Origin of the sequence: Actinophytocola gossypii (assembly GCF_025165815.1) — a bacterium.
GTDB classification, from domain to species: domain Bacteria; phylum Actinomycetota; class Actinomycetes; order Mycobacteriales; family Pseudonocardiaceae; genus Actinophytocola; species Actinophytocola gossypii.
The window spans coordinates 311,226-332,380 of sequence record NZ_JAFFZE010000015.1; the positions used below are offsets into that span (position 1 = coordinate 311,226).

A 21,155-nucleotide genomic window follows, 5' to 3' on the forward strand; every position below is an offset into this window, starting at 1 on the left:
CCTGTCGCCGAGAACGTGACGGCATGACCGACACCATCGAGGCACGCGGCCTCACCAAGCGCTACGGCGACCGGCTCGCCGTCGACGACCTCGACTTCACCGTCGAGCCGGGACGCGTCACCGGTTTCCTCGGCCCGAACGGCGCCGGCAAGTCCACCACCATGCGGCTCGTCCTCGGCCTGGACGCGCCGACCGCGGGCGACGTGACCGTGCACGGCCGGCACTACCGCGACCTGACCCACCCCCTGCATACGGTCGGCGCGCTGCTCGACGCCCGCGCCTGCCACCCGGGACGGACCGCCGCCAACCACCTGCTCGCGCTGGCGCAGACCGCCGGCATCGGCCGTCGGCGGGTCGACGAGGTGCTCGCGCTCGTCGGCCTGGAGAAGGTCGCCAACCGGCGCGCCGGCACGTTCTCCCTCGGCATGAGCCAGCGGCTCGGCATCGCCGCCGCGCTGCTCGGCGACCCGCCGGTACTGATGTTCGACGAGCCGGTCAACGGGCTGGACCCCGAGGGCATCCGCTGGATCCGCGGCCTGATGCGGGACCTGGCCGCCGAGGGCCGGACGGTCCTGGTGTCCAGCCATCTGATGAGCGAGATGGCGCTCACCGCGCACCACCTGCTGGTGATCGGCCGGGGCCGGATCATCGCGGACACCGGGCTCGACGAGTTCCTCCGCGAGCACGGCACGGAGTACGTCCTGGTCCGCGCCGGCGAGCTGGACCTGCTCACCCGCGTCCTGCGCCGCGCGGGAGCCCGCCTGGAGACCGACACCGACGCCCTGCACGTGCACAACCTCACCGCGACCGAGATCGGCAAGCTCGCCGCCGGGGAGGGGATCGCGCTGGCCGAGCTGACCCCGGTACGCGGCTCGCTGGAGGACGTGTTCATGGCCCTCACCGACTCCTCGGTCGAGTACGGGGTGACCGCGTGAACCTACTCCGTTCCGAGTGGACCAAGTTCCGCAGCCTCCGCTCCACCTGGCTCACCGCGGCCATGACCGTGCTGCTCGGCGTCGGCATCGGCGCGCTCGCGTCCGGCACCGCCGCCCGCACGTACACCGGCGAGGACTGGGACCCGACCGCGAGCAGCATGACCAGTCTGGTCGTCGCGCAGCTGGCCATCGGGGTGCTCGGCGTGCTGGTGATCACCAGCGAGTACGCCACCGGCACCATGCAACCGTCGCTGACCGCGGCGCCCCGGCGCGGCCGGCTGCTCGCCGCGAAGGCCACCGTGCTGGCGGGCGCGGCCCTGGTGCTGGGGCAGCTGATCGGGTTCGCGTCGTTCTTCACCGGGCAGGCGGTGATCGCCGGCATGGACGTGCCGCACGCCACGCTCGGCGAGCCCGGCGTGCTGCGCGCCGTCGTCGGCTGCGGCCTGTACCTGGCGGCGATCGGGCTGCTCGGGCTGGGGCTCGGCGCCGCGTCGCGGTCCACGGCCGGTGCGATCGGCGCGCTGGTGTCGATCACCTGGGTGATCCGGGCGCTGTCCTCGGCGCTGCCGGAGTCCTGGTCGAACTGGATGGACCGCTACTGGCCGACCACCGCGGGCGAGCGGATCACGGCCGTGCTGCGCGCCCCTGGCGAGCTCGGGCCGTGGGCCGGCTATTCGATCCTGTGCGCGTTCGTCGCGGCGGTCGGTGCCGCCGGCTACGCGGTCCTGCGGACGAGGGACGCGTGATGGCCGCAGGCCGGGAGGCGGCCGCCGGCGTCGCCGCCGGGGTTGCCGCCGGGGCCGCTGCCGGGGTGGTCGCGTGGCTCGGTATGGCCGGGTGGGCGCTGCTCGGCGTGACGACCCTCGGGCTCGGTGCCGCCGCCACGCCGGCCGCCGTGGCGCTCGCGGTCGGCGGTTCGGTCGGCGTCACCGAGGACCTGGGACCGGCCACGCTGAGCGGCTCGGTGCACGTGCTGCCGCTCGGCGTCTCGCTGGTGGGCGCGGTGCTGCTGGCGGCCGTGCTCACCACCTGGCCGCGGCTGGCGGGTGCGTCGGCGGTGGTCGTCGCCGGGCTCGTCGCGCTGCCGTTCCTCCCGGCCGGCGACCTCGACGTGCTGCCGTGGTCGACCCAGCTCGGCGGGCTGGCCTGGCTGGTCGTGGTCGTCGGAACACGGGTGGCGATGTGGTGGTTTCCGTGGGTCCGCCGGGTGGTGACCGTGTTCCTCGGGGCCGCGGCGCTCGCCACGCTGATCGGCGTGGTGGCGTCCGTCGCGGGCGGCGCGCGGGTGCTCGGCACGATGGTGCTCGCCGCGCCGAACCTGCTGTGCGTGGCGCTGACCAGAGGGCTCGGCGTGCCGTGGGAGACGCGTGGGCCGGACCTGCCGTTGCCGACGATCGACACCGGCGGGCTCGGGCCGCTGGCCGTGCCGGTGTGGCCACTGACCGCCGTCGCCGTGGTCGTACTGGTGCTGGTGGCGGTGTTCGCCGGCCGGCACGCGCCGTGGGTGGCGGCGGTCTGCCTCGCCGGCATGGTCGTCGTCGGCGGGGCGGCGGTGCGGCTGTCGGCCGGGTTCTTCGCGGTCGAGCTCGGCGTCGCCGGGAACGCACTCGCCGCCGCCGCGGCCGGGCTCGGGGGCGGTCTGGTGGCGTGGCTGCTCGTCCAGGGCGTCCGGTACTGGCATCGTCGGCACGCATGACGCCGAACCTGCTCGTCGTGGAGGACGACCCGACGCTGCGGGAACTGCTCGCGGCCAGCCTGCGGTTCGCCGGGTTCGCGGTGTCGGCGACGGCGAGCGGGGCCGAGGCGCTGCGAATCGCCGCGGCCGGGCCGCCGGATCTGGTCGTGCTCGACGTGATGTTGCCCGACGTCGACGGGTTCGAGGTGCTGCGCCGGCTCCGGAGCGGCGCGGTGCCGGGGCGGGAGGTACCGGTGCTGTTCCTCACCGCGCGGGACGCGGGTGAGGACAAGGTCGCCGGACTGACCGCGGGCGGCGACGACTACGTCACCAAGCCGTTCCGGCTGGAGGAGCTGATCGCCAGGATCAGGGCCATCCTGCGGCGCACCAGCGGTGCACCACGCGAGGTGCTGGTCGCGGGGGACCTGGAGCTGGACCCGACCGCGCAGCTGGTCACGCGTGGCGGCGAACCCGTGTCGCTGTCGCCGACGGAGTTCACGCTGCTGCGGTTCCTGATGGAGAACGCGGGCCGGGTACTGGCCCGCGAGCAGATCCTGCGGCACGTGTGGCGCTACGACTTCGGCGGCGACGCCAGCATCGTCGAGTCCTACATCAGCTACCTGCGACGCAAGGTCGACAACCGGGACCCACGGCTGATCCACACCGTCCGCGGTGTCGGCTACGTGCTGCGCGGTCCGCGGTGAGGCGGCTGTCGCTGCGGGCGCGGGTCCTGCTGATCGCGATGACGCTGCTGGTCGTCGGCATGGTCGCGAGCGACGCGGTGGTGCTGGTCGCGCTGCGCAAACCGCTGGTGGAGCGGGTGGACTCGCAGGTGACGCTGGGGGCGACCGTGCTGGCCGCCGTTCCGGAGTCGGTACTGGGCGCGCTCTCGGCCCGTGCCGGGGAGCGGACGCCGGACGGGTTCTACGTCGCCTACCTCACCCCGGCCGGCGACCCGACGCTGGCGGTGCGCGGCCCGACGTCGCCCGAGCTGCCGGACCTGGACAGTGCGGCGGTCGCGGAGCGCGGCGGTCGGCCGTTCGAGGTGCCGGGCTGGCGGGTGCTCGCCCTGCCGGTGCACGGCGGGGACGGCAGTGTCGTCGTCGCCGGCGCGCTGACGCAGGTCGACGCGACGATGGACCGGGTGCGGGCGGTGTGCCTGCTGGTCGGTGGCGGTCTGCTCGGCACGCTCGCGGTGGTCGGCTGGTTCTGGGTGCGCGCCGGGCTGCGGCCGCTGCGCCGGATCGAGGAGACGGCGACCGCGATCGCCGGCGGTGACCTGTCGCGCCGGGTCCCGCCCAGCACCGCGCCCGGCACCGAGGTGGGCCGGCTGACCTCGGCGCTGAACGGCATGCTGGCCCAGATCGAGGCGGCGGTGGCGGCCAGGGCCAGGTCGGAGGACCGCCTGCGCCGGTTCGTCGCCGACGCGAGCCACGAGCTGCGTACCCCGCTCGCCGGCATCAGCGGCTTCGCCCAGCTGTACCGATTGGGCGGTGCCGAGATCGAGGCGACGATGGACCGCATCGAGCGCGAGTCGCTGCGGCTGACCGGCCTCGTGGACGACCTGTTGCTGCTCGCCCAGCTCGACGAGCGCGGCCTCGAGCTGCGCCGGGGGCCGATGGACCTGCGCACGCTGGCCGCGGACGCGCTGCACGACCTCCGCGCGCTCGACCCGACCCGGCCGGTCAGCCTCACCGGCCTCGGCACGTCGCCGGATCCCGCGCCGGCGCCGGTCCTGGGTGACGAGTCACGGCTGCGACAGGTGGTGAGCAACCTGATCGGCAACGCGATCGCGCACACCCCGGCGGGCTCCGCCGTGCGGATCGGCGTCGGGACATCGGACGGGCCACCGGGCGGGGCGTCGGGCGGGGCGTCGGGCGGGATGTCCGGTGCGGTGGCGGTGCTGGAGTTCGCCGACACCGGTCCCGGGCTGCCGGCGGACCAGGCGGCGCGCGTGTTCGACCGCTTCTACCGGGCGGACACCAGCCGGGCCAGGGACCACGGCGGCGGCGCCGGGCTGGGTCTGGCGATCGTGTGGTCGCTGGTCACCGCGCACGGGGGAACGGTGTCGGTGAACACCAGCCCGGGAGAGGGCGCGACCTTCCGGATCGAGCTGCCGGCAGCCCCGACCGTCACCTGATGGGGCTATTGATCACCCGTCAGGAGTGTCGCCTACCGTCGACAACGGCAGAATGTGCTAGACGTTAGGTGTCCGGTGTGCCGGGAAAGGGCGAGTCGAGGCGCGGATGAAACCCAAGAAGGTTCTGTTGCTCGTGGCGGCGGCCGTCCTGATCTACACCTTGGTCGTTCACCCCACCCAGCTGGGTGATGGCGTGCAGACGATCTTCGGCTGGGTCGGGGACGGCCTCGAGTCCATCGTCGCCTTCTTCCGGAGCGCCGTGGAGTAGGCGGCGACTCAGGCGGCGCCGTCGACGAAGTCGGCGGCGAACTCGCCCAGGGCGATCCGGTTCGGCAGGCCGGTCTTGGTCATCAGGCTGCCGACGTGCCGCTCCACCGTGCGCGGCGACAGGTGCAGGCGGTCGGCGATCTCCCGGTTGCCCAGCCGGCCGACGAGCAGCCCGAGGACCTCGAACTCCCGCGCCGTCACCCCGGCCGACCGGAGCACCGCGGGAATCTCGTCGGTGCCGCTGCGACGCTGGGTGACCTTCGCCCCGGCCCGCCGCAGCAACGCCCGGCACGCGCCGGCCACCGCGGGCACGCCGGTGCGGTGGAAGTGGTCCTCGGCGGTGCGCAGCCAGCTCACCGGGTCGCCCCAGCCGTCGGCCAGCGCCGCCTCGCCCACCAGCCGCAGCCCCAGGTGCCGGCTCGTCGCGTACGGCTCGCCGACGTCCAGCGCCTCCGCGACCGAGGCGGACGCCGCGTCGACCCGGCTCTCCCGGCCGAGCAGCACCGCCTGCGCGAACAGCGTGAACTGCCGGTCCCAGCGCAGCGCGCTCGCGGGGTTGACCGTCACCGCCTCCAGCTCCGCCCACCCAGACTGTCCATACAGGACTGTGAGCAGGACGTGCATGCCGTGCCGCCCGGACAGGAAGTACACGCTCGACCCGTTGTCCTCACTGGACACCGCACGTTCCAGTTCGGACAGCGCGCGCGGCCGGTCCTCCTCCAGTAGCGCGCAGAACGCCGCCGCCAGGCCGTGCACCCTCGGCGCGTGCAACGTCAGGTCACCCTGCCAGCGCTCGAACTCCGCCAGCGCGGCGTCCATCTCCTTGCGGTTGCCCCGGTGCCCGGCCAGCACCGCCCGCACCAGCAGCACGTACTGGGTGGTCTCCAGCAGCCGCAGCCGTGTCGTCGACACCAGCACCCGGCCGGCCAGCGACGCGGCGCGGGTGAAGTCGCCGTGCAGCACCGAGTGCAGGGCGATGCTCGCCTCCGCCTGGTACTGCGCGGTGACCGCGCCGACCCGGGTGGCGACCTCGCGGGCCCGTTCCAGCCGCGCCAGGTCGCCGTGCCGCAGCGCGTCGTCGTTGCCCAGCCGGATCAGCGCGTGGATCTCCCAGATCGGCAGCTCGTGCTGGACCGCCAGCGCCCGCGCCCGCTCCAGGAACGCGGTGGCCTCGTCCGGGTCGCGGTGCCGGGTCAGCCCGCCGAGCAGCTGCAACGCCTGGCAGGCCACCACCGGCAGCGGCACCCGCTCGGCGACCTCCGCCGCCTGCCTGGCCATCCGCTCCGCCGCCGCCAGCTGGTCCTGGCCGGCCACGTCCAGCGCCAGGTGCGCGGCGACCACGTCGACCGGGGCCAGGTCCTCGGCGGAGGCGTCCGGCCCGAGCAGCGCCCTGGCCAGCCGCACCTGCTCGTGGCCGTCGTCGCTGCGGCCGGCGACCGTCGCCGCCCAGGCCAGCCGGGTGTGCAGGGTGGCGCGGCGCCGCGCGGTGACGCCGCCGACCCGGGCCAGCTCACCGACCGACGCCAGCGCCCGCTCCACCAGGCCCGCCTCGGCGAGCGCGTGCAGCAGCAGCTCCAGCGCCTCCGCCCGCGCGGCGACGTCGTCCGGCGGCAGGTACTCCAGTGCCCGGTCCAGCAGCGCCACCGCCGAGGTGGCCGCGCCGAGGGCCAGCGCGCGGCGGCCGACCTCGGTGTAGCGCAGGCCGGCGGCGCCCCGGTCGCCCGCGTCCACCCGCAGCGCCGCCACCACCTCGCACCACTCACCGGGCAGGCCGGGATGCACCACCTCGACGGCGTCGGCCAGCGCGCCGGCCAGCCGCTCGTGTTCGTGCCGGTCGAGCTGGGCGAGCACGGCCTCGCGGCTGAGCCGGTGGTGGAAGGCGTACCAGTCTGCGGTCTGCTCGTCCGGGGCGACGAGCTGCCCGGCGAGGTCGTCCTGCAGCAGGCTCAGCAGGTCGCGGTCGGACAGGCCGGTGACCCGCTGCACCACCGCGAGCGGGAACCGGGGGCCGAACGCGGCGGCCACCGACAGCAGCTCCCGGGACCGGGGCCCGAGCTGGGCGACCCGGCGGGCCAGCGGGCGCGCCAGGCCGGTGGTGAGGACGGCACCCGCGTCGCCGGTGAGCCGCCACGAGGTGCCGTCGGCGACCAGGACGCCGTCGTCGACCATGGCGGTGACGAGTTCCTCGGCCAGGAACGGGTTGCCCGAGCTGCCGGCCCACAGCAGGTCGACGGCGGCGTCCGGGATCCCGGCCGGGTCGGCGTCCAGGCACGCGCCCGCCATTCGGCGCAGGTCGGCGCGGGGCAGCCGGTCGAGGTGGATCAGCTCGCAGCAGCCGCGGCGAGCGGCGGCGTCGGCCAGGGCGCGGGCGGCGCAGTCCTCGTCGCGGATGGCGCCGACCAGCAGCGTCGGCTGCAGCTCGACGTTGTCGACCAGGTACTCCACCACGGCGAGGGTCTCGGGGTCGGCCTCGTTGAGGTCGTCGAGGTTGACCAGGCAGCCTCGGTCGCGCCCGACGCGTCCGGTCAGCCGCAGCACCGCCTCGGCGAGCACCACGAGCGACTCGCCGTCGCGGTCCTGGCCGGGCGTGCCCCAGTCGGGCACCAGCCTGCCGAGGATCGGGCCGTACGGGCCGAGGTCGGCGGGTTCGACCGGCTCGGCGCGCAGCAGCGACAGGATCGCCTCGGTGAGCGGGCGGAACGGCGCGCTCGGGCCGATGGAGCTGGCCCGGCCGCGCATCAGGCCCATGCCGGCGGTGTAGGCGAGTTCGGTGGCGGCCGCCGCCAGCCGGGACTTGCCGATGCCACTCTCGCCGACCAGGAACACCGCGCCGCCGCGGCCCGCTCTGGCCGCGGCCAGAGCCCGCTCCAGCGTCCGCAGCTCGCTGTCCCGGCCGACCAGACTCGTCGAACGGTGCCGCACGAGCTGTGATGCTACCGAGCCGGGAAGCCGGCAAGGAATGCCCTGAACGACCCGGTCGGGACATCGCGCGTCCCGACCGGGTCGTTCAGGGCATCGCGACTAGGCGATTCCGGGTGGGCAGCAGGTGGTGTTGAACGCGGTGACGTCCTCGGCGCCGCTGGCCGGCACGCCGGCGGTCAGGCTCGCGGCGAGCATCGCCACGGGCAGCGCGACGGTGGTGAGCGCGGCGGCGCGGGCGGCGAACTCGGTGGTCGGCAGCAGGCGCATGCGGCCGGCCGGCTCGTCGAACTCCTCGGGCGAGGCGGGGATCTGGTTCGGCACGGGACGGCTCTCCTTCATCTCGGGTGCGGGACGGACAGGGGTCGGTGGGGTTCCAGGAGCAGGACGGACGGCACCCGCGCGGGTGAGGCCAGGCGGAGCAGCCCGTGGCCGATCCCGGCGAGCCCGGTGAGCAGACCGGGCGAGGAGACGCCGCCGGGCACGCCGCAGCGGGGGCCGTGCCGGCGCAGCACCTCCAGCACGAGCCCGGCGCGGCGGCGCAGTTCGCGGGCGGCGGGGGCGTCGCGGTCGGTGGCGCTCGCGAGCATGACCTCGGTGACGCCCAGTTCACCGTGGCACAGGCTCAGGTCCAGCCGGACCGGGCCCGGCGCGGTTGGCCGCCCGGCGGCGAGCGCGAGACCCGCGTCGCCGGAGCACCAGCCGGGTTCGGCGGTGGGGTCGGGGTCGGGCGTGGTGGTGGCGACGATCCGGTGGCCGGTGGTGCGGTGGATGGGGTCGGGGCCGAAGCGGGTGAGTGCCCAGCCGATGCCGGCGAGGCCGTCGGCGAAGCCAGGGGGAGCGGAGCCGGTCTCGGTCCACGTGGTCAGGTGGGTGGCGCAGGTGCGGGCGACGTCGGCCGCCGAGGGGAGGCCGAGGTCGGTGTGGATCGCGGTGGTGGCGGCGAGGCAGCCCGCGAGGCCGGTGGACCAGCCGGGGTCGGACGCCGGCGTGGCGGCCGTGCCGGCGAGGGACACCGCGCGGGCGGCCGCGTCGGTGAGGGCGCGGTCGTCCAGCAGGGTGCCGAGGCGGGCCAGGCCGTAGGCGATGCCACCAAGTCCGTGCAGACCGCCGCAGCCGATCGCGGCCACCAGGTCGGGGCGGGTGGCCAGCGCGGAGACGAACGCGGGCGCGCCACCGACCGCGGCTCTGGCCTGGTCGGCGTACCGGGCGATGCCGGTGACCTCGGCCAGGTGCGCCAGGAACACCGCGACGCCGACGTACCCGTTGCCCAGGCTCGCGCCGAGCGGCAGCAGCAGCCACTGCCGGCCCTCCACCGCCTCCAGCCCAAGCCAGTTCACCCGCCCGTCCGACACCACGCCGCGGGCCACGATCCGGTCGGCGACCGCGCACGCCGCCGCCAGTAGCTCGTCCGGGTGCGCGGTGGTGCCGGCCGGGTCGCCCGGCACCGGCGCAGCGGCCGGGTGGACGGGCGCGGGCCGGCGGGTGGCCAGCGTCGCCGAGACGACCCACTCCTGGTCGCGGCGGTCGACCTCGCCGAGCGCGGCGATGGTGTCCCGCGCGGCGGCGAGCCCGGCGACCGGCAGCGGCACCGGCAGCGGCTCACCGGTCGCGGTGCGCAGCCGCCCGTCGCCCGCGGCGGCGGTGAACATCGGCACGTCGCCCGCCCACAGGTCGGCGAGCTCGTGCCGCAGCAACTGGGCGAGCAGCGGGTCGCCCGCGCGGCCCGGGTACAGCACCGACAGCGCCCGGTCGCGGTCCACGGCGTCGCGCAGCACCTCGGGGTGGGTGGTCTCGTCGAGCAGCGTCGCGTACATCCAGGTCGGCCGGGTGACCACCCGCACCCGGAGGTCCGCGCACCCGGCCACCAGGTCGGCGAGCTCCGTGCGGTGGGCGGCGATCGCGTCGTAGGCCTGGCGGAACCCGGCGAGCAGCGCGGGTTCGTGGTCGCCGGGGTCGGTCTCGCTCGTGCCGATCCGGGGGCGGTTCGCCGCGCCGGACATCTCCGCCGGGCGTCGGGTCAGCCGCATCCGGTCGGTGCCGGCGTCCAGCCAGTCGACCACTGTGGACGGTGAGTGGCCGTGGTCGCCGCCGAGGCCGGACAGGTCGGCCACCCCGCCCTCGCCGACGAACACCAGCGGCAGCAGGGCGGTCCGGTGCACCGACGCGGCGAGCGCGTCGGCGGCCGGGTCGCCGCTGCCGCCGGGCGCGAGGCCGGGGTGGAACAGGGTCTCCAGGTCGACGAGCACCGGCTGGTCGCCGTGCGCGATCAGGTTCTCGTAGTGCACGTCGGTCGCGCGTACCGCGTGCAGCAGCGCGAGCAGCGCGCCCTGCCGGCGGTAGAACCGGTCGGCGGCGGCCCGGTCGGCCAGCGGTTCGGCGGCGACGTGCTCCACCCAGCCGTAGTCGGGGCGGGCGAGCACCCGCGCGGTCGCCGGGCAGAGCCCGGGCGGGAGGTGCGGGTCGAGGAACGCGAGCAGACCGGCGAACGCGACCTGCGGGCCGAGGTCGCGCGGTTTGTAGACCACGCGCCTGCCGTCCGCGAAATCGACGAAGGTGACCGAACGCCCGCCGGCGTGCCGGTCGCCGCGCGCCGGGACCACGCCGATCACCGGCCCGGGGTCGGTGCCGTCGAGGAGGGTGCCGACGAGCGCGTCCCGGTCGGCGCGGAGCCGGTCGAGCAGTTCGACGGTCGCGGCGGCGGTGGTCGCGGTGTCCTGGGCGAGCAGCCGGGCCAGCACCGGGTACCGCGCGAGCACCTCGCCGAGCCCGGCGGGGTCGGTGAGGCGGCGGGCGAAGTCGGCGAACCGGGCGTGCCCGTCGGCGCCGTCGAGCCGGTCGCGCCACCGGTGCAGCTCGGTGACCAGGGTGCGGGCGGCGGTGTCGACCAGGCGCGTGCCGAGCGCGTTGCCGATCCCCTCGGCCACCCTCGGCAGGTCGACGTGCTGGCCCGCGGCGGCCAGTACCCGCACCCGGGCCTCGGCGACGAACGGCTCCAGCACGCGGGCGAACGCGGCCCGCCAGTCCGCCGGCACGGTCCGCGCCGGTACGGCGGCCGCCACCGCGCGTTCGGTCAGCGCGGCCCAGGCCGGCTGGGGAACGCGCGCGGCGAGGGCGGCCGGCGACGCCGAGAGCTGCGCGTCCGTCAGGCCGAGGTCGGTCAGGCGCATGGCGAACGCGGGGTCGCCGGCCGGGTCCTCCGTCCCGCCACCGGCCGCGCCGCCGGCGGCCGGTGCGGCGCCGCGCTCGTGCGGGGCCAGGCCGGGAGCCCACCAGACGGGGTCGCCGAGGACCGTGCTGAGGGCACCGGCCTCCGGTCTCGCCTCGGTCCGCGTCGCTGGGCTCACGGTCCGTGACGTTGCCAGAACGCGGGCGCCCGGTCATGGGTGTCGCACCCCCACATTTGTTTCCGCACACCCACGCCCGATGCCCTGAAGGTGACCTTCGAGAGGCTGAGCGCCCTTCATGGCATCCGGAAATGTGGGGGACCGGACCGGATGCGGGACGGGTGGCCGGTGGCGGAGGCTGGTGCGGCAGGGGCGGAGCCGGTGAGGAGGACAGATGGGAGAGCCGGTGCGCGTGGGCGTCGTCGCGCGGGACCCGATGCTGGAGGCCGGTGCGACCAGCGCGCTGCACGGCTACCCGGACGTCGAGGTGGTGCCGGTCGGGTCCGCGCGGGTGGCGGTGGTGCTGGTGGACGACGTGGACGACGCGGCGGTCCGGCTGGTGCGCGACCTGCGGGCCGCCGGCCCAGAGGTGGTGCTGGTGGCGAACGAGCTGGTGCCGACCGCCGCCCTCGCCGCGACCGTCGCCGGCGCGCGTGGCCTGCTGCGCAGGCGGGAGGCGAGCGCGGACCGGCTGGCGCGCACGGTGCTGGCCGCCGCGGCCGGCGACTGCACGGTGCCGCCGGACCTGCTCGACCGGCTGCTCGAGCACGGCGTCGCACGGGCCGGACCGGTGGGTCCGGGACTCAGCGAACGGGAGCGGGAGGTGCTGCGCCTGGTCGCCGAGGGGCACGAGACCAGCGAGATCGCGCGCCGACTGAGCTACTCGCCGCGCACCGTGACCGGGATCGTGCACGGCATCACCACCCGGTTCCGGCTGCGTAACCGCGCGCACGCGGTGGCGTACGCGCTGCGGGCGGGGTTGCTGTGAGTACGTCGCTGGGTGCGTCGGGGAGCGCGGCTGTGGGTACGTCGGTGGGTACGGCGGTGTGTCTGCGCGGCGCGGCCGTCCCTGGGCTCGCCGAGGCGGGTTTCGTGTCGATCGCCGAGCCTGTCGACGGGGCGGTGCTGGTGGCCGCCGGCGCGACCGTCACGGAGGCGTTGGCCGCGTGCCGGCCGGGGGAGCGGCCGCTGCTCGTGCTGGCCGACACCCTCGACTCGGCCGGGGCCCTGCGTGCGTTGCGGGCAGGCGCGCTCGCCGTCCTCGAGTCCGCATCGGAGCCCGCTCGGCTGGCCGCGGCGGTGCACGCGGCGCGGCACGGCGAGGGACGGCTGCCGTACGAGGTCCTGGTCGGGCTGTTGCACGGCGGCGCCGAACCTCCCGCCAGGACGCGTTCGCCGCTGACCGCCCGGCAGACCGCCGTGCTGACGCTGATGGCCGAGGGCCACGACAACGCGGCGATCGCGCGCACGCTGTCCTGCTCCGCGCACACGGTGAAGAACGTGATCTACGACCTGATGGCCCGGCTCCAGGTGCGCAACCGCTCGCACGCCGTCGCCAGCGCGGTGCGCGCCGGCCTCATCTGACCGGCTCGGCCGCCGCCACGACGATGTCCCGCCGCCCGGTGTAGGGCTCCCGGCCGTGCGCGGCCAGCATGTTGTCGACCAGCAGCAGGTCGCCCTCGTGCCAGGCGACCCGGCGCTGCGCGGCGCGGTAGCAGTCCCGCACATGCGCCCGGACGTCGTCGGGCACCGGCTCGCCGTCGCCGTAGCGGGGTGCGGCCGGCACGTCGTTGAACCAGACCGCCTCGCCGGTCACCGGGTGCGGAAGGATCGCGCTGCGCCGGCACCCGTTCACCCGCCAGCCCCGGGCGGCGAACTCGTCGCGCACGGCCGGGTCGAGCGTGCGCAGGACCCGCCGGGTGTCGGCCAGCAGCGTCGCGCCCCGGGTGTCCGGCGGTCGCACGCAGTGGAAGACCAGGATGCGCGGCCACACGTCCCGGTCGGCGTCCGCGTGCCGGGGGAAGACCTCCACCCGCGCCGACGTCTCCGGTTCGGTGTACGGCAGCGGCGTCCCGGACAGCGCGCGCACCACCCGCGCGAACGCGTCGGCCCCCGCGACGTCGAAGCCGCGCAACAGCACCGCGCCGAACTCGCGCACCCGCGCCCGGACGGTCTCCCGCGCCACGGCGAGGAACGCGGTCGCGGTGGTCCCGGCGGTGGCCGCGGTGATCACGTGTGGCAGCCCCTGCTCGGTCACCCGGCCAGCCTGCCCGCCCGGCCACCGACGCGGGAGAGAACAACGCGCAGACCTGCGCGTAGGGTCGTCGGATGACCTCCCTGCTGAGACACATCACGGTCGACACCGCGCCCCCACACGAGCCGTACGACCTGTGCGAGTTCTGGGGCAAGGTGCTGGGTTTCCCGGTACACCCGGACGACGCTCCCGGAGACGACGAGGTGCTGCTCGACGTGCCGGAGGGCCGCCCCGCGCTGCTGTTCGTCCGCGTTCCGGAGGCGAAGACGTCGAAGAACCGCGTCCACTTCGACCTGGAACCGTCCCTGCCCCGCGACGAGGAGGTCACCCGCCTCCTCGACCTGGGCGCCACGATGGTCGACGACCGCCGGGCGGGCGGCCGCGGCTGGGCCGTCCTCGCCGACCCGGCCGGCAACGAGTTCTGCGTCGAGGTCAGCACGGCAGAGCGGGCCGTGCTCATCGCCGAGCAGTCGGTCTGACTCGGCTCCATGACCAGCGGCTACTCGCGAGACGTCGTCGGGTCCGAGATGTCGCGATCGTCGGATTTCAGCTGTCCTTGCTCGCGTAGGCGTTCGGTCAGTTCCTCGTGCTGATGCTTGAGCCGGATCGCGTGCATCAGCTGGCGTTCGGCCTTGAACTCCCTGAGGCTCGCCCAGCACATGAGCAGCATGACGATGCTGAACGGGAACGCGATGACGATCGCGGTGTAGCGCAACGCGGTCAGGCTGGACTCTCCGCCCGCGGTCAACAACGCCACCGCGACCACGCCCTCGGCCGTTCCCCAGAAGATCCTGCTCCAGACCGGTGGGTTCGGGTCGCCGCCGGATGCCAGCATGTCCACGACCAGCGAACCGGAGTCCGACGAGGTCACGAAGAACAGCACGATCGCGATGATCGCGAAGCCGGCGAGGATTGTGCCGCCGGGCAGCGTTTCCAGCAGCTGGAACAGGGAGCTGTCGTTGTCCACCGAGATGTTGACGCCGTTCGCGTCGAGGAGCGCGCCGCCGTTCGGGCCTCTGGCGACGAGACTGCCCTCGTCGGACAGTTCGTGGTTCGTCGCGGTGCCGCCGAGCACGGTGAACCACAACAGGGTCAACATGGTCGGCACGATCAGTACCGCGGCGACGAACTGGCGGATCGTGCGGCCCTTCGAGATGCGTGCGATGAACACGCCGACGAAGGAGGCCCAGGAGATCCACCACGCCCAGTAGAACGCCGTCCACCAACTCTGCCACGTGGTACCGGCGTCGCCGTGCATGGCTGTGGTGTCGAAGCTGTGCCGCAGCAGTTCCTGCAGGTACTGCCCGATGGACTGGATAAAGTGCCGGAAGAGGAACAGCGTCGGTCCGGCGAACAACACGAACAGCAACACGGCACCGGCAAGGCCTATGTTGACGTTCGAGAGCAGCTTGATGCCCTTCTTCAGACCCGTGAACACCGACGCGACAGCCAGCAGCGTGATCGCGCCGATGAGCACCACGTACAGCAGATTCCCCGGGTTCTCCCCGACGACGTCGAGAACGCTGAGCCCCGCACCGATCTGGATGACGCCGAGGCCGAGCGAGGTCGCGACGCCGAAGAGCGTGCCGACCACGGCCACGATGTCCACCAGGTCGCCCGCCCAGCCGTTGATCCGGTTGCCCAGCAACGGTTTTAGCGTCCACCGAATCGAGACCGGGTGGCCCTTGCGGTGCACGGCGTAGGCGATGGCCAAGCCGACCACGACATAGGTCGCCCACGGGTGCAGGCCCCAGTGCAGGAACGTCTGCACCAGGGCCGCCTGAGCGCCCTGCTCGTCCATAATCTCGACGCCCGACGCCCGGTTCGGAATGCCGGCCAGGTGGTTGAGCGGCTCGGCGACGCCCCAGAACACCAGGCCGATTCCCATCCCGGCGGCGAAGAGCATGGTGAACCACGACACGAGGCTGAACTCGGGTTCGTCGTCGTCCTTGCCGAGCTTGATGTCACCGTAACGGCCGAGTCCGACCCAGAGGGAGAACGCGACGAACCCCGTGACGACCACCGTGTAGTACGGGCCGAACCATCTGACGATCCATCCCTGGATCTCCATCATGGCGCGGTACATGTCCTCGGGCCAGATCATGGCCACGCCGACGAAGGCGACGATGAAACCGGCCGCTGGCCAGAACACCCGTGGCGCCACATCGGAGTTCAGCGTGCCGAGGAACCCTTTGCGCGCCCCGGGTTCGTCGGACTTTCTGGTCATGCGACGGCACCCCCCAGCCGATGACAATAGTGGTCATGGTGATCCCGGGGTTATCGATGATCGTTCTCGTGCCGGGACCGGTACCGACTTGGTAGCATAGAGTGACGTGAACTCCGCCGGGGGCATGGGGAGGCGTCGCAGTTCGATGGCAAGGAACAGGATTCTCGCGCTCGCGGTGGTACTCCTCCTGCTGCTGGTTGGTGCGGTGGTGCTGGTCGTCACCGGCCAGTGGGCCGCCGCACTGGGTGCCGCCGGGCTCGGTGCGCTGGCCATCGGCCGGGAGGTGTGGGCGCTCTGGCAGTCACGCATCGTGGGGTGGATCGACGTCGGGATGAGGCGGCTGCTCTCCCCGTTCGATCGGCGGTACCGCGAGTTCATGCTCGCCACGGCGCGTTTCGTCGACCTCAAGGGCCTGGCCACCGTCGGTGCCTACCACCCGGAGCTGGACGAGGTCTTCATCGAGCTGAGCCTGGCGCACCGCGCACCGAGCCAGGTGCCGGTGGGCGTGCTCGGGCAGCTGCCGGCGGAGGTGACCGAGCGGCACTCGGTCTGGGACAGTCTCGACACCCCGGAACCGCGGATCCTGGCCGTTCTCGGCGTGCCGGGCAGCGGCAAGACAACGTTGCTGCGCCACATCGTGCGGCGGCTGTGCCACGGCAGGCGTCCCGGAGCGCGACGAACCGTGCCGATCCTTCTGTTCCTGCGGGACCACGTCGGCAGGATCGTGTCGTCGCCGGAGGTCACGCTGCTCGACCTGGTGCGGAGCAGACTGGGCAGGCTCGTGGCCGACGAGCCGCCCGGGTGGTTCGAACAACGGCTGCGCAACGGCGACTGCGTGATCATGTTCGACGGCCTGGACGAGGTCGGGCGGCCGGCGGACCGTGCCATCGTCCACGACTGGGTCGAACAGCAGATCCAGCAGTATCCGGACAACGACTACGTGATCACCGCCCGGCCACTCGGGTACACGCACATCGAGGGCGCGCGGGTGTTGCAGGTCCGCGCGTTCACCGACGACCAGGTCGTCCGGTTCGTGCGGAGCTGGAGCCTCGTGACGGAGCGGCACGCCGCTCCCCGAGGTACCCATGAGGACATCGTTCGCCAGCAGGCCGACCGGCACGCCGACGACCTGCTCGAACGGCTGGGCGCCGTGCCGGCGCTCTACGACCTGACGGTCAACCCGTTGCTGCTCACCATGATCATCACCGTGCATCGGGAACGGGGCGCCTTGCCCGGCGACCGGACCGACCTCTACAACGAGATCTGCCAGGTCATGCTCTGGCGGCAGCAGGAGGACAGACGGATCGACGTCGGCCTGAGTGGTCGCAAGAAGGAGGTGCTGCTGCGCCGGCTCGCGTTCGGGATGATGCGACAGCGGGTCAGCGACCTTCCGCGCGACGACGTGCTGGCCGAGTTCGAGGAGGTCCGCGACCGCATGTCGATCGAGTTGACCCCGTCGGAGATCCTCGCCGACCTCCGTCCCCACGGGATCCTCGTCCAGCGCGAGAACGACCAGTACTCCTTCGCTCACCAGACCTTCCAGGAGTTTCTCGCCGCCGCGCACATCCGGGACAAGGGACTGTCCACAGTGCTGGTCGACGCCGTGGACGACGTGTGGTGGCGGGAGACGACCCTGCTGTATGTCGCCATGTCGGACGCGGATCCGATCATGTGGGCCTGCCTCGACTCCGGCGGCAACGCCGCGTTGTCGCTGGCCCTCGACTGTGCCGACCAGTGTCGTGAACTGGCTCCCGAGTTGCGGGACCGACTCACCGAGCTGTTGGCCACCCTGCGGGCGCCGGATACGGAACCGGAACAGCGCCGCGACCTGACCCGCGCGGTGGTCACCCGTCATCTCCACCAGACGATCCGGACCGCCACCGGCAGCGTGGTCTGCGCCAAACCGATCCCGCTCGCGATCTACCGGCTGTACCAACAGGACATCGGCGGTGACAGCACCGGCGCGATCGACGACGACGCCCCCGTCACCGGGGTACGGCCACGCGAGGCGGTCGCGTTTGTCCACTGGGTCAACGACATCACCCACGGGAAACCCGGCTACCGGCTGCCGACCTGTGCGGACCTGGACGACCCGGCCGTCCAGCGCGCACTGACCACGCGGAGCCTCAGCGCGTGGACCACGGCGACGAACGGTCGGCCCGAACTGTGGGCACCCGCCGATGTCGACCATCCGCACACAGTTGACGCAGCGACCCTGCGCCGGTACGTCCGCGACGATATCGAGCGGTCGGTCCCGACGGTCGCCCGGTTGCTGCTGCTCCGCGCCGTGGTCGCCGTGGCCAGGTTGAACCCGCGCGGCTGGAGACCTGGACCATCGACGAGGAGTACATCGAGGAGATGCACAAGGCGCTCGACCGCGAGCCGAGTCGGGACCGCCGCCGACTGCGGCACCTCCACCAGGAGCTCCAGGCGGCACACGCGCGCCACCACGACATCGTCACCGAGCTGGGGCGGATCCTGGCCGCGGTCCGGCGCCTCGTGCCGGCGGCACCGATCGACCACAAGCGGGCCGAGGGCCTCGCCACCTCGCTGCGCAACGACCTGGTCCGGAACTATGAAGGACTCGTCGAGGACATCGAGCGCCCGCTGACCCGCATGCTCGAAACGGCGGTCGACGCCACCGCGAACGCCGACGGCGTCCTGGACCGGATCATCCCGATCGACCGGCACCAGGCCGTCCGCGCCGCGGCCGGCGGCGACGGCTACGTCCCGGCACTGGACCAGGTGCTGGGCGTCGGACTGTCCAGGGCGCTACGCCGCGTCCTGCGGCGCACACCTGGCTCGGCCTGGGCCACCGACGTGTCCGAGGAACTCGTCGCGACCGCGGGTGCGTCGGACACCAGGTGCGTGGTCCTGGCCGACGCCCTGGCCGACCGAATCCGCGAGGGCTGCGCGGGCGTGCGGGAACTCGGCGACCCGTGGGCCGGGCGGGTCGCCGAGGCGTTCCAGGAGACGGCCACGCCGCTCACCACCTGGCACCAACCCCTCACGGCCGAGTGCGCGACCGCACTCCGGCTGACCGCGCTCTGCCTCGCCGCCGAAACCGGCGAACACGGTGCCGACCGGCTGCGCGCCACGTTCAACGAGATCGCGGCCGGCGTGACCTTCCTGCAGCAGCGCGCCGAGGACGGCGGACCCAGCACCGAGACGATCATCCTCGCCGCCGGAGCGCCGGTCGGCGGCGGCCACGCGAGCTGAGCCAGCTGGCGAAGTCGGCCAGGTCGGCCCGGAACGAGACGCCCGCGCGGCGTGGCCGGGTCGCCGCCCAGGTGTCGAACAGCGTCCCGAAGTCCTCGCCCAGGTCGTCGGCGAGGTCGGGGCGCAGGCGCTCGGCGACCGCGCGGCGCTTGGCGTGCAGCGCGGCGGCCTCGACGCGGATCCGGTCCGGATCGAAGCCCGGGGGTACCGGACCGCCCGCGAGCAGCGCCCGGACCAGTTCGGCCTGGCGGGCGGCCAACTCGTCGCGCGCGGTCATGCCTCGACGACCGCGCGGATCGCGGCCAGTTCGGCGTCCGGCGGATGGTCGTCGTCGCGTTCCAGCAGGACGCCGGGTGGGGGGACGCGGGCGCACAGCTCGGCCAGGAGGTCCAGCACCTCCGGGTGCACCGCGTGCGCGTGGGTGTCGTGGTAGAGGCCGTCGTGGTTGACTCCGCCGGCTACGTGCACGTAGGCCAGGCGTTCCAGCGGGATCTCGTCCAGGAAGCGGGCGGGGTCGGTGCCGATGTTGACCGCGTTGGCGTGCAGGTTGGCCACGTCGACCAGCAGGTGGCAGTCCGTGCGCTCGACGAGTTCGGCGAGGAACCGGCCCTCGGTCAGCTCGCCGTCCGGCCAGTCCAGCAGGGCGGCGATGTTCTCCAGGGCCAGCGGTACCGGCAGCTCCCGTTGGGCCGCGCGGACGTTGGACACCAGTACGTCCAGGGCCGCCCTCGTGCGCGGCACCGGCAGCAGGTGACCGGAGTCCAACCCACCCGCGCCGGTGAACGCCACGTGCTCGCTGACCAGCGGCGCGTCGACCGCCTCCGCCACGGCGGCGAGGTGGGCGACGCGGGTGTGGTCCAGTGCCTCCGCTCCGCCGAGCGACAGCGACACCGCGTGCGCCACCACCGGCACGCCCCGCCCGCGCAGCACCCGCAGCGACTCCGGCAGCGCGCCCGGCCGTACGTTCTCCGCCAGCACCTCGACGAGGCCGCCGGCGTACAGCCACAGGAACGCGGGGCCGGAGAGCCCCCACGGGTTGCTCATGGCACTCCCTTCTCGGGGTGTCCATCGTCACCGATCGGGAGGCCGAAGTCGGGCGGAATGATCCGGTTGAGCGCGCCGTACACGGGTACGTGCTCGACATGCGTCGGTTCCGTGACCTGCTGAATCTGACCGGTCGCGAACGCGAGGGACTCGTGCAGGCGGCCAAGATGGCGGTGGCGGCGGTCGGCGCGTGGCTGGTCGCCCGGGAGTTCTACGAGCCGCAGTCGTTCATCGCGCCCTACGCGGCCGTGTTCATGATCGGCGGCACGGTGTTCCGGTCGCTCAAGGACGCGGCGCTGCAGGTGTTCACCGTGACGCTCGGCGTCGTGCTGGCGTTCGGGGTGGTCATGCTGGTTCCGTACGGCCCGGCCGCGCTCGGCGTGGCGGTGTTCGTCGGCATGGTGATCGGCGCCTGGCACCGCCTCGGGTCGAGCGGCATCTGGGTCGGCGTCGTCGCCCTGCTGATGATCGCCTACGGCACCGCGGACGACCCCAGCTACCTGGTGTCCCGGGTCGGCGAGAGCGTGCTCGGCGCGGTGATCGGCGTCGTGGTCAACGTGCTGGTGTTTCCGCCGATGCGGCTGCGTGAAGGCGACCAGGCGGTGGAGACCGCGGCCGGTGAGATCGTCGACCTGCTCCGGCGGATCGCGAGCGGGCTGCGCGAGGAGGGCTGGGACCTGGACGGGGCCCGGGAGTGGCACCGGGAGTCCGTCGCACTCGACCGGGCCGTGCGCGAGGCCGACGACGCGATCGGCCGGGGGCGGGAGAGCACCTGGTACAACCCCCGCGTGCTCCTGCGCGGCCGCCGGCCGGAGCCGGGCAACGCTGTGCTCAACACGCTCTACGACATCGCCGAGCAGGCCCGGCACCTCACGAAGGTCCTGGTGGCCTCCGCCGACCCGGACGACACCGCGCCGCTCACCGGCCCGGCGTTCGATCGCCCCTTCGCCGACGTGCTCGACGAACTGGCGACCGAGATCGACCGGATTCGGGAGAACCCGTCGGACTGCGACGTGGACCACGACGCGCTGCGCGAGACCCTGCGCCGGGTCCGGGAGCTGCGGTCCGCGCTCGCCCGTCAGGCACCGTGGCCGGACCACCTGCCGCCCGAGGACTGGAGCGCGCACGCCGCGCTGGTCCTGGCCGCCGAACGGATCGTGTTGGCCCTCCTGAACACGTGATCACTGAACCGCTTCACTGAATTTTTCAGTTCTGCCACCGAGAAACTGACTATGGTTTTTCGGGGATTCCTCCGCGTATGGTGACGGGCATCACTCGTCGGCGCAGTTCGGTGACTGATCCGGTTCA

At 73.6% G+C, this 21,155-nt stretch carries 19 protein-coding genes; 12 read left to right on the forward strand and 7 right to left on the reverse strand.

Annotated features, from left to right (window positions below):
• Positions 1-23 precede the first annotated feature (23 nt).
• The 6 genes from JT362_RS20375 (at position 24) to JT362_RS20400 (ending at position 5,018) form a co-directional block, all read left to right on the forward strand.
• Complete coding sequence (locus tag JT362_RS20375) at positions 24-935, forward strand: ABC transporter ATP-binding protein (protein WP_260193023.1); 912 nt, start codon at positions 24-26, stop codon at positions 933-935.
• Entirely contained in the window at positions 932-1,681 is a 750-nt protein-coding gene (locus tag JT362_RS20380) for an ABC transporter permease (RefSeq protein ID WP_260193024.1), read from the forward strand. The genes JT362_RS20375 and JT362_RS20380 overlap by 4 nt, the downstream gene beginning before the upstream one ends.
• A complete protein-coding gene (locus JT362_RS20385; RefSeq protein WP_260193025.1) occupies positions 1,681-2,631 on the forward strand; it encodes a hypothetical protein in 951 nt (316 codons plus the stop codon). Before JT362_RS20380 ends, JT362_RS20385 begins: the two co-directional genes overlap by 1 nt.
• The gene (locus tag JT362_RS20390; RefSeq protein ID WP_260193028.1) at positions 2,628-3,314 is read left to right on the forward strand and encodes a response regulator transcription factor; all 687 of its coding nucleotides are present in this window, start codon (positions 2,628-2,630) and stop codon (positions 3,312-3,314) included. Before JT362_RS20385 ends, JT362_RS20390 begins: the two co-directional genes overlap by 4 nt.
• The gene (locus JT362_RS20395; RefSeq protein ID WP_260193030.1) at positions 3,311-4,750 is read left to right on the forward strand and encodes a sensor histidine kinase; all 1,440 of its coding nucleotides are present in this window, start codon (positions 3,311-3,313) and stop codon (positions 4,748-4,750) included. Before JT362_RS20390 ends, JT362_RS20395 begins: the two co-directional genes overlap by 4 nt.
• 106 nt (positions 4,751-4,856) lie before the next feature.
• Positions 4,857-5,018 carry a hypothetical protein gene (locus tag JT362_RS20400; protein WP_260193031.1) on the forward strand — a complete coding sequence of 54 codons (162 nt, stop codon included), beginning with the start codon at positions 4,857-4,859 and terminating at the stop codon, positions 5,016-5,018.
• Positions 5,019-5,026: 8 nt separating this feature from the next.
• On the opposite strand, the gene JT362_RS20405 is transcribed toward JT362_RS20400, so the two are convergent.
• From JT362_RS20405 to JT362_RS20415, 3 genes are all read right to left on the reverse strand, one after another.
• Positions 5,027-7,939, reverse strand: a complete 2,913-nt coding sequence (locus JT362_RS20405) for a LuxR family transcriptional regulator (RefSeq protein WP_260193032.1) — start codon at positions 7,937-7,939, stop codon at positions 5,027-5,029.
• 99 nt (positions 7,940-8,038) lie between these two features.
• Positions 8,039-8,260, reverse strand: a complete 222-nt coding sequence (locus JT362_RS20410; protein ID WP_260193034.1) for a hypothetical protein — start codon at positions 8,258-8,260, stop codon at positions 8,039-8,041.
• 14 nt (positions 8,261-8,274) lie between these two features.
• Positions 8,275-11,283, reverse strand: coding sequence for a type 2 lanthipeptide synthetase LanM family protein (locus JT362_RS20415; RefSeq protein ID WP_260193036.1), 3,009 nt, complete (start codon positions 11,281-11,283; stop codon positions 8,275-8,277).
• A gap of 214 nt (positions 11,284-11,497) precedes the next feature.
• Between JT362_RS20415 and JT362_RS20420 the strand changes: the two genes are divergently transcribed.
• Both JT362_RS20420 and JT362_RS20425 read left to right on the forward strand, forming a co-directional pair.
• A complete protein-coding gene (locus JT362_RS20420) occupies positions 11,498-12,091 on the forward strand; it encodes a helix-turn-helix transcriptional regulator (protein ID WP_260193038.1) in 594 nt (197 codons plus the stop codon).
• A gap of 32 nt (positions 12,092-12,123) precedes the next feature.
• Positions 12,124-12,687, forward strand: a complete 564-nt coding sequence (locus tag JT362_RS20425) for a helix-turn-helix transcriptional regulator (RefSeq protein WP_260193039.1) — start codon at positions 12,124-12,126, stop codon at positions 12,685-12,687.
• Here the strand turns inward: JT362_RS20425 and JT362_RS20430 are convergent.
• Positions 12,680-13,360 (reverse strand): TauD/TfdA family dioxygenase, encoded by a 681-nt coding sequence (locus tag JT362_RS20430; protein ID WP_260193041.1) that lies wholly within the window; start codon positions 13,358-13,360, stop codon positions 12,680-12,682. The two genes, JT362_RS20425 and JT362_RS20430, sit on opposite strands and share 8 nt — an antisense overlap.
• A gap of 71 nt (positions 13,361-13,431) precedes the next feature.
• On the opposite strand from JT362_RS20430, the gene JT362_RS20435 reads away from it, so the two are divergent.
• The gene (locus JT362_RS20435) at positions 13,432-13,836 is read left to right on the forward strand and encodes a VOC family protein (RefSeq protein WP_260193043.1); all 405 of its coding nucleotides are present in this window, start codon (positions 13,432-13,434) and stop codon (positions 13,834-13,836) included.
• Between the two features lie 20 nt (positions 13,837-13,856).
• Here JT362_RS20435 and JT362_RS20440 read toward each other — a convergent pair whose 3' ends face one another.
• A complete protein-coding gene (locus JT362_RS20440; RefSeq protein ID WP_260193045.1) occupies positions 13,857-15,584 on the reverse strand; it encodes a BCCT family transporter in 1,728 nt (575 codons plus the stop codon).
• A 145-nt stretch (positions 15,585-15,729) separates the two neighbouring features.
• Here JT362_RS20440 and JT362_RS20445 point away from each other — a divergent pair, with 145 nt between their 5' ends.
• Positions 15,730-18,195, forward strand: coding sequence for an NACHT domain-containing protein (locus JT362_RS20445; RefSeq protein ID WP_260193047.1), 2,466 nt, complete (start codon positions 15,730-15,732; stop codon positions 18,193-18,195).
• Positions 18,084-18,803 carry a hypothetical protein gene (locus JT362_RS20450; RefSeq protein ID WP_260193049.1) on the forward strand — a complete coding sequence of 240 codons (720 nt, stop codon included), beginning with the start codon at positions 18,084-18,086 and terminating at the stop codon, positions 18,801-18,803. Before JT362_RS20445 ends, JT362_RS20450 begins: the two co-directional genes overlap by 112 nt.
• Here JT362_RS20450 and JT362_RS20455 read toward each other — a convergent pair.
• Positions 18,757-19,080 (reverse strand): SCO6045 C-terminal-like domain-containing protein, encoded by a 324-nt coding sequence (locus JT362_RS20455; protein WP_260193051.1) that lies wholly within the window; start codon positions 19,078-19,080, stop codon positions 18,757-18,759. The genes JT362_RS20450 and JT362_RS20455 overlap by 47 nt on opposite strands.
• Positions 19,077-19,847 carry an MbnB/TglH/ChrH family RiPP precursor modification enzyme gene (locus JT362_RS20460; protein ID WP_260193053.1) on the reverse strand — a complete coding sequence of 257 codons (771 nt, stop codon included), beginning with the start codon at positions 19,845-19,847 and terminating at the stop codon, positions 19,077-19,079. Before JT362_RS20460 ends, JT362_RS20455 begins: the two co-directional genes overlap by 4 nt.
• 98 nt (positions 19,848-19,945) lie before the next feature.
• On the opposite strand from JT362_RS20460, the gene JT362_RS20465 reads away from it, so the two are divergent.
• The gene (locus JT362_RS20465) at positions 19,946-21,028 is read left to right on the forward strand and encodes an FUSC family protein (RefSeq protein ID WP_260193055.1); all 1,083 of its coding nucleotides are present in this window, start codon (positions 19,946-19,948) and stop codon (positions 21,026-21,028) included.
• Positions 21,029-21,155 lie beyond the last annotated feature (127 nt).

Bases quoted from the DNA above. Each gene is read 5' to 3' on its own strand.
- JT362_RS20390 (WP_260193028.1), top strand. From the start codon at position 2,628: ATGACGCCGAACCTGCTCGTCGTGGAGGACGACCCGACGCTGCGGGAA.
- JT362_RS20460 (WP_260193053.1), bottom strand. From the start codon at position 19,847: ATGAGCAACCCGTGGGGGCTCTCCGGCCCCGCGTTCCTGTGGCTGTAC.
- JT362_RS20385 (WP_260193025.1), top strand. From the start codon at position 1,681: ATGGCCGCAGGCCGGGAGGCGGCCGCCGGCGTCGCCGCCGGGGTTGCC.
- JT362_RS20420 (WP_260193038.1), top strand. From the start codon at position 11,498: ATGGGAGAGCCGGTGCGCGTGGGCGTCGTCGCGCGGGACCCGATGCTG.
- JT362_RS20435 (WP_260193043.1), top strand. From the start codon at position 13,432: ATGACCTCCCTGCTGAGACACATCACGGTCGACACCGCGCCCCCACAC.
- JT362_RS20400 (WP_260193031.1), top strand. From the start codon at position 4,857: ATGAAACCCAAGAAGGTTCTGTTGCTCGTGGCGGCGGCCGTCCTGATC.
- JT362_RS20440 (WP_260193045.1), bottom strand. From the start codon at position 15,584: ATGACCAGAAAGTCCGACGAACCCGGGGCGCGCAAAGGGTTCCTCGGC.
- JT362_RS20465 (WP_260193055.1), top strand. From the start codon at position 19,946: ATGCGTCGGTTCCGTGACCTGCTGAATCTGACCGGTCGCGAACGCGAG.
- JT362_RS20445 (WP_260193047.1), top strand. From the start codon at position 15,730: ATGGCAAGGAACAGGATTCTCGCGCTCGCGGTGGTACTCCTCCTGCTG.
- JT362_RS20455 (WP_260193051.1), bottom strand. From the start codon at position 19,080: ATGACCGCGCGCGACGAGTTGGCCGCCCGCCAGGCCGAACTGGTCCGG.
- JT362_RS20375 (WP_260193023.1), top strand. From the start codon at position 24: ATGACCGACACCATCGAGGCACGCGGCCTCACCAAGCGCTACGGCGAC.